A 7,173-nucleotide genomic window follows, 5' to 3' on the forward strand; every position below is an offset into this window, starting at 1 on the left:
CCCCCCCCAAAAATCAGCCTTGGACGTCAAATTCATTAGAATCCGCCATGCAGGACGATTGCTAGAAATGAGCCAACGTACAAGGAAATGAACAATGCACTGATGGCATTTGAAATCAGTTCTACGTTCTTTTTGTCTAAAGCTCTTACATATTCTTCCATCAATCTGCCTCCATCAAATGGCTTTGCCGGTAACAGATTTAGAGCGCCCAACCAGAAATTAAGAAGTCCAGTCCAAAATACGAGTTGCAGTATCATGAGCATGCATCTTGGGTGAGCCAGATCTGCTCCGTAGAAACCAGAGCCCAGTATTGGCGTCAACATGACTCCTACCTGGGGAAGGATAAATCCTACGGGGTCCTTTAAGGCATCATAGCCTTCGGTGACAGGAAAAAGGCTAACTCCTAAGACTACCCTGCTCTGGTCGTATGGATATGTTTTTAGATCATCGCTTTTTAGATGTAGTGAATATACGTTTCTGTCTGTTTTTATCACAACCTCATCGCCAGGCTTATGTTTCAGTATTTCTTCCTGAAGGTCTCCCACATATTTCACCCTAGTCCCACCGACGTGAGTGATTATCTCTCCTTTTGACATGCCAGCCTCTTGGACAGCATATCCTTCAACGATATCTACTATGCCCACCCCTTCTACATTTGGCGCGAAGAAGGGTAATAACACATAAGTGAACACCAAGAGAGATATAATGAAAACCAGGATGTTTGCCGCCGGTCCAGCCGAGAACATCTTCATCCTTGATTTTGATGTTGCTTTCTTGATGTCTTCTTCATCGGGTTCTACAAATGCTGCAGGTAGGATGGCAAGTATGGCAATTCCAAGCGATTTTATTTTCATGTCCTCTGTCACTGAAAATATTCCATGTGAAAACTCGTGAACTATTATGGCAATGATCAGGGCGGCAAATCCGTATGTAATTGGGAGCGCTAAACCTGGGAATAGTATGGTCTCTCTTGCAGTAACGCCAGTAGATATGGTTTGTGGATATTTGATTAACAAGATCGCTGTTGCAATTATGTATATGGATGTGAAAATCATCGTCATCGTTGAGACTACAATGCATAGGGTTCCCATTTTTTTCCAAAAAGGTCTGAACCTGTGTGCTATATGCGCTATGCCGTCCTTCCCACGGTCAGTACGCCAAAGCAACATTGGACCAGAAACTTCGAATTTTTGCGGTAGTAAACCCTTCTTGTCAAGGGCAATCAATACACCCCAACCTATGAGCACTATTGGAATGAGGATCCATGGTGATAAGAAATCAATATGCATTTATATTGCCTTGCCTTTACTATGTAACTTTGGTGACTTAAATTGTTCTCGGTCATATATATAACTACAAGCAGTTTGGGCGAAGCCAAATTTATTGGGAGAACATTGGTCGAGGAGAAGTTGGTTGCTTGTGCAAACATATTTCCGATAACGTCGATCTATCATTGGGACGGTTTGCAGGAAAACGAAGAAGGTGCGCTACTAGTAAAGACGACGGCTGAAAAAGTCAAAATAGTAGAACGGCGTGTAAAAGAATTGCACAGCTATGATATACCGTGTATAATCTCGTTTGTAATCGATGGCTCTGAGGACTATTTGGCTTGGATTAAAAAAGAGTTAAGTTAAGATGAGGAGAAAGCCGGCAGAAATGGGTTGTCGTAAAGAGGTCTTTTACGATCAAAAACGATGGGACCTTTTAAAGCGACTGAGGGATAGGGCGAAAAGTTTGATAATCTCCCTGGACGATGCAAACATCAAAAGCATCGTTCATGGCAGCGTTGCGAGGGGAGACGTATCTGCCTCAAGCGACATAGACATATTCGTTCCTCAGGTTACTCAATCATTTTGGATGGAACTCGCACTGAGCCCGTACGCCATACTTCAGCGAAAGATCGTGCAGGCAACACCTCGCCATTTGCCAAAGGCGCACCTTCTGTTAGAGGAAAACACAACGGTTACGTTTCCGCTCGTCACCCCTCAAAGGAAAGAGATAGAGTTCTATCGATTCGGAGGCCATCTGGGACTTGAAGAAATTGACTCCAGGTCAGCAGGCTTTGATAAACGTTTGATGTTAATCGAGCCCACTTCAGAAGGGCATGTTGAAACACCTCTCAGTGAATTATCTCTGGGGCATGTTACAAAAATCATCGGCGTATGTCAGGATACCATTGAAGAACGCATTAGGGTTCTAAGGAGAAGGGCAATTTCCGGGAGAACTGGAGTTTATCTGGAGTATATTCTAGACGAGGATCAAAGTTTTGAGAAAGCTCTTGAAGAGGTAGCATCAACAGATCCAGCTATCAGACGGCGGGTCTTCTCGAGAAGGTCTTAGCAAACCTCTCGATATACCTCCTCAACTTTTGCGACCCGAACTCAGCTATATTTCTCAACCGATTTCTGGGCATTCTCAGCCAATGTTTTAGCCAAATTTGAATTGGTCAAGATTTTTGATATGGCACTAGCCAACTCTTTCTTACTGCCTTTTTCCACCAAAATTCCCATGACTTTTTGTTTTTGATGATTTCGCATATATCACAAACTCTTGGTGCGACAATCGGTTCTCTAGAAGCTATTGTCTCCAATAAAATAACTCCGAAAGACTCTCCCATAAAGAGCTGAAAGAACAAAAACGCTGCACATATCATACAACTTTGGAGTCCACTCTTCTGGTAATAACACTTTATGCGCTCCAGCATAGCATTCATGACTCTTTATTGATAGTATAATTATAAAGACAAGATAGTATGATTATAAAGACAATTTTGTTAGTAATGACATAAAAACATTTATAAGGGTTGAGGTGTTAGTTATGCAACTTATGAGCAAAAAAGAATCCATTGAATTCTTGAAAAAGCTTGGACTCACCGAATATGAGGCAAAAGCCTATGTGGCTCTTACAAGAATCAAAACTGGAATTGTCTCAGAGATACACTTGGTTTCAGGCATCCCCAGGTCAGCGGTATATGACGTACTTAACAAACTGAAAGAAAAAGGCATAATAGACGTTCAGCAAGCTAAACCGATAAGATATAAGGTCATACCACCAAAAAAATGTATCGAAAAGCTCAAAGAAGATTTTATAATAAAGAGCGAGGATGCACTCAACTCTCTGGAAGAGATATACAAAACAGGGGAAGTAGAATCTAGTGAAGAGGCGGTGTGGACGATCAGCGGAATCAAAAATATCAGTGACCGCGTAGTAGAGATGTTCAAAAATGCACGAACGGATATTATATTTATGACATCCCATCCGTTTTTTCCAGACATTGCAGAGGTTTATCCTCTTTTTGTGGACTTCAAATCGCTCATAACCAAAAAGCGCGAGAAAGGCGTTAGGGTCAGGGTTGTTGGCCCAAGTGAAAAGGAACTCATGGATGTGGTCAAGGAAATTTCTGGCGTCGAGGTCAGAACTCATGCTATACAGCCAGAGCGATTGCATATGCCCCTGAAAGGTGGGCTTCTTCTAGTTGACGGTTCTGAGGTATTACTCATCATTTTTGGTGATGTTTCGTTACGTGTGGTGAAAGGGATGACTGCAATTTGGTCGAATGGAGTGGGTTTTGTGTCGATATTCAAGCACCTTATTGAAACGGAGTGGGATGCATCGACTCCTTCACAAATGTAATAAAAATTGAAAACAGAAGTGTTGGTGTACAATGGTACCGTTTTATGTTAAAAAAAGGCAGTCATTAATGGGCACAAACGCAATACTGGGGGGCATGCGTTGCCATCTATTCTACTATGTACGCAGTAGAGCGGACCGAGGTGTAAATCGAGGTCAGCGAAGATATATCCAGTTGTGCACTGCAGGAGAAATGAAAGACATGCATGATGTGTTCATCATTGGCGCTAGTCATGGAGGCTCTATCAGTGCAAGGATTGCATGATCTCTTGGCAGGATTGATAAATGGAATATCTGCAAGAGTTGGCTTAGGGAAACTACTGTTCAATTTAGCGGACTTTCAATTCAAAAATTACAAAACAATCATAATGGTAACCCTGATACTGACTGCATTTTTTGCCTTTGGTGCAACACAAATCCAAATGCAAACGGACCTATCCGAGGAAATGCCAGAGGATATGCCAAGTATCGTGCTACAGAAGAGGATAAGCAGCAAGTTCAGCGGAGAAGATATGATCATAATTGCGGTTCGATTGGATCCATCGACGGACACCAAAAACCCGCCAAGCGACATCAGAGATCCTCGCGTTATAGAATCCGTTGCTGCACTTCAGGAGCAACTTAGCGAAGAAACCTCCATCGAAAGCGTTCAGTCCGTCGCATCTCTTTTTCAAATGGGCATCCCGAACACTTTAGATGGGGTAAAAAATACCCTATCCTATGTTCCACAGTCTAGCCAATTTTTCAACAGAGACTACTCAGCGACACTGATCTATGCCTCAACGACATTAGGGGGAGGCGAAGAGGATGTTAAAGAAGTCACAAGCATGATGCAGATGAACATTGACTCTGTCCCAAAGCCTGCTGGAGTTAAATACAGCATCACCGGGAACGCTCCAATTCAAGACCAGCTACTCACAGTGCTGCAGGAAGACGTGATCTACACTACTTCCATCGCTGCAATCATAATATTGCTCCTGTTGTTCGTGCTACAGCGTTCCATCACAAAGGGTTTCTTAGTATTTGTCCCCTTGCCTTTTGGTCTCATTTGGGCCTTTGGGCTAATGGGCTGGCTAAATATTCCCCTATCAGTGGTGACAATATCAATGGGGCCGCTTGCGCTCGGTCTCGGAGTGGAATATGGGGTATTCTTTGTATCGAGATACCAGGAAGAAAGAAGCGCTGGTAGGACGCAGCTGGAATCTCTGCGAGTTGCAGTTCCTGGGATTGGTACGGCAGTAACAAGTTCAGCGGCCACAACGATAGTGGGATTCATGGCTTTGACGATGGCATCTATGCCTATGATTCAGCATCTCGGCGTAACACTTGCCTTGGCCATATTTTGCATTTTGATCTCAGCTATAATTTTTAATCCGTGCGTGGTGCTCCTAGAGGAAAATATCGAGAGTAGACGGAGTTCGAATGCACATGCATTCCCTGGTAGGAGAAAATTGGGGGAAATTAACAAGAGGGTTTGAAATGGCCAGTATAATCGAAAAATACGCGGAGTTCGTAGCACATCACCCACTGTTAATCTTGGCTTTCGTCGTCTTGTTTACCATTTTCGCCCTATCAGTGCCTTCTGCCGAGCAGGTTGGTATGGCCTATGAAGACATGCTTCCAGAGGGTATGGAGGTTATCGATACCTTCAATTTTATCAGTGATCAGTTTGTCGGCAGCACTGATACGTGTTTGGTCGTCCTAGAGGTCAATCCGCAATATGCAAACTCAGATGAGATAAGGCATGTCCTAGATCCAAGAGCGTTGGATTATGCTGATACACTCTCGAAGAGGGCTAAACTAATCGAGGGGGTAATCGATGCTACGAGTGTAGCAGATATCTTAAAAGAATCAAACGATGGGCGCATACCAAAATCATTAGATGAGTCAAAAAGTCTGTCAGCAGATAATCCGTTGATAAGTCAGTACATCAGTGATGATTATGCTATGTCTTTAGTGAGGATCGAACTGCAAGAGAATGTGGGTGAAGAGGAGATAGTGGCTGAGCTGGAAGACGCCATCAAGGCTCCTAAACCCCAAGGGCTATCGGTAAAACTTTCTGGTGACCCGGTGATGATGGTTGAAATGATCAATCTCGTTGCACCGACTATGGCAATAACTTCAACGTACTGTTTCATTGGCATAATCCTCGTCTTACTTATCTTTTGTGCATCGATCAAATATGGACTTATTCCACTGGTAACCATCGTCTTTGGTATAGCATGGACCGTTGGAATACTTAACATAGCAGGCATGGGGTTTGGAACAGCGACGACAGGAGTACTATCGATGGTAATGGGGCTGGGAATCGACTTCGGAATTCAGGTCACCGTGAGGTTCAGGCGCGAATTGGAAAAAATGAGCGCAGAAAAGGCTATTGCCAAGGCCCTTGGTGCGGTCTTCATTCCGATGGGCACGACGGTATTGGCAGCTGCAATCGGGTTTAGAGCGTTGTTGCTTGGAAAGCTAACGATGATGGGGGAAATGGGAACGATGATGACCATCGGAGTTGTTGCTTGCATGCTTGCGGCGATTACAGCAGTCCCTGCATTTTTGGTGTTAGGAGAGACAGATGCACTCTCCGAGGTTAAGGAAAGATTACAGAAAGGAGGAAAAAAGAAATGAATAAGAAGATTTGTTTGGTTGTAGTAGCTTTGGTGTTTTTGAGTATGATGGTGTCTGTGAATGGGCAAACAGCCCCTATTCTCACGGTCAGCCATCACACCATCCCAGAGACACTTAGACCGGGAAGCGAGTTTGGCCTGAGCATAGATATTATGAATGTTGGAACAGGGCCAGCACAAGGTATCTCCGTGTCGATAGCTGAGTATAATTCTGACCTGGATGTTATAACAGAGACAAATACCGTATCATCTGGAGACGTGGTTCATATAGGGGATCTCAGTCCAGGATCAGGGACTGCGACTTTTAGGCTAAAAGCGCACAACTCTGGGCTTTATGAAGTGAGGGTAAGTGTAAGCTATACTTACTATCTGAATGTGTCAGGTATCTTAATGAGTCAGACTGGAATTATTAACGAGAGGATACTTCTATCAGTATCTGAAGAATCCGATTTTGTGTTATCAAATAGCTCGTTCAGTAGTAGCATTGAGCCTGGAAAGAGTGTGACAGCCACCTTTAAACTAAAAAATATAGGAGAAGGGGTTGAAGATGTCATGGTGGGATTACAGGCCAGTGAGGCGATCTCGACTATAGGGCCCACTGAGAAGTATGTTGGGAAATGGGAATCTAATGAGGAGAAAACAATTACCTATGAGATATACGTGGACAGCAGAGCGTCTACTGGGGTCCACGAGTTATCGCTCTTGACAACATATGAGGATAAGTATCATGTGAAGAGAACGGACACCATTTCGACAGGAGTGGACGTTAAGGGCATACCGGAGGTAGATATCTCCGATTTTGTGTTATCAAATAGCTCGTTCAGTAGTAGCATTGAGCCTGGAAAGAGTGTGACAGCCACCTTTAAACTAAAAAATATAGGAGAAGGGGTTGAAGATGTCATGGTGGGATTACAGGCCA

General features: G+C 43.7%; 9 protein-coding genes. 7 read left to right on the plus strand and 2 right to left on the minus strand.

The window, feature by feature from the left end:
• Window positions 1-35 precede the first annotated feature (35 nt).
• Window positions 36-1,289: a site-2 protease family protein gene (locus tag PHI74_04395; GenBank protein MDD5485250.1), complete on the minus strand. Its 1,254-nt coding sequence runs from the start codon at window positions 1,287-1,289 to the stop codon at window positions 36-38.
• A 42-nt stretch (window positions 1,290-1,331) separates the two neighbouring features.
• On the opposite strand from PHI74_04395, the gene PHI74_04400 reads away from it, so the two are divergent.
• Together PHI74_04400 and PHI74_04405 are read left to right on the plus strand one after the other, a co-directional pair.
• Complete coding sequence (locus tag PHI74_04400; GenBank protein ID MDD5485251.1) at window positions 1,332-1,634, plus strand: divalent-cation tolerance protein CutA; 303 nt, start codon at window positions 1,332-1,334, stop codon at window positions 1,632-1,634.
• A gap of 1 nt (window position 1,635) precedes the next feature.
• Window positions 1,636-2,340 carry a nucleotidyltransferase domain-containing protein gene (locus tag PHI74_04405; protein ID MDD5485252.1) on the plus strand — a complete coding sequence of 235 codons (705 nt, stop codon included), beginning with the start codon at window positions 1,636-1,638 and terminating at the stop codon, window positions 2,338-2,340.
• Between the two features lie 41 nt (window positions 2,341-2,381).
• Here the strand turns inward: PHI74_04405 and PHI74_04410 are convergent, their stop codons facing one another.
• Window positions 2,382-2,510, minus strand: coding sequence for a hypothetical protein (locus tag PHI74_04410; GenBank protein MDD5485253.1), 129 nt, complete (start codon window positions 2,508-2,510; stop codon window positions 2,382-2,384).
• A gap of 307 nt (window positions 2,511-2,817) precedes the next feature.
• Here PHI74_04410 and PHI74_04415 point away from each other — a divergent pair, with 307 nt between their 5' ends.
• The 5 genes from PHI74_04415 to PHI74_04435 form a co-directional block, all read left to right on the plus strand.
• On the plus strand, window positions 2,818-3,633 hold the full coding sequence (locus PHI74_04415) for a helix-turn-helix domain-containing protein (protein ID MDD5485254.1): 816 nt from the start codon (window positions 2,818-2,820) through the stop codon (window positions 3,631-3,633).
• A gap of 31 nt (window positions 3,634-3,664) precedes the next feature.
• A complete protein-coding gene (locus PHI74_04420) occupies window positions 3,665-3,895 on the plus strand; it encodes a hypothetical protein (protein ID MDD5485255.1) in 231 nt (76 codons plus the stop codon).
• The gene (locus PHI74_04425; protein MDD5485256.1) at window positions 3,864-5,108 is read left to right on the plus strand and encodes an efflux RND transporter permease subunit; all 1,245 of its coding nucleotides are present in this window, start codon (window positions 3,864-3,866) and stop codon (window positions 5,106-5,108) included. Before PHI74_04420 ends, PHI74_04425 begins: the two co-directional genes overlap by 32 nt.
• Before the next feature lies 1 nt (window position 5,109).
• Complete coding sequence (locus PHI74_04430) at window positions 5,110-6,255, plus strand: MMPL family transporter (GenBank protein ID MDD5485257.1); 1,146 nt, start codon at window positions 5,110-5,112, stop codon at window positions 6,253-6,255.
• The coding region (locus tag PHI74_04435; protein ID MDD5485258.1) for a hypothetical protein at window positions 6,252-7,173 on the plus strand (922 nt) is incomplete at its 3' end. The genes PHI74_04430 and PHI74_04435, both read left to right, overlap by 4 nt.

The sequence above is a fragment of the Methanocellales archaeon genome (genome assembly GCA_028715985.1).
Classification (GTDB): domain Archaea; phylum Halobacteriota; class UBA148; order UBA148; family UBA148; genus UBA148.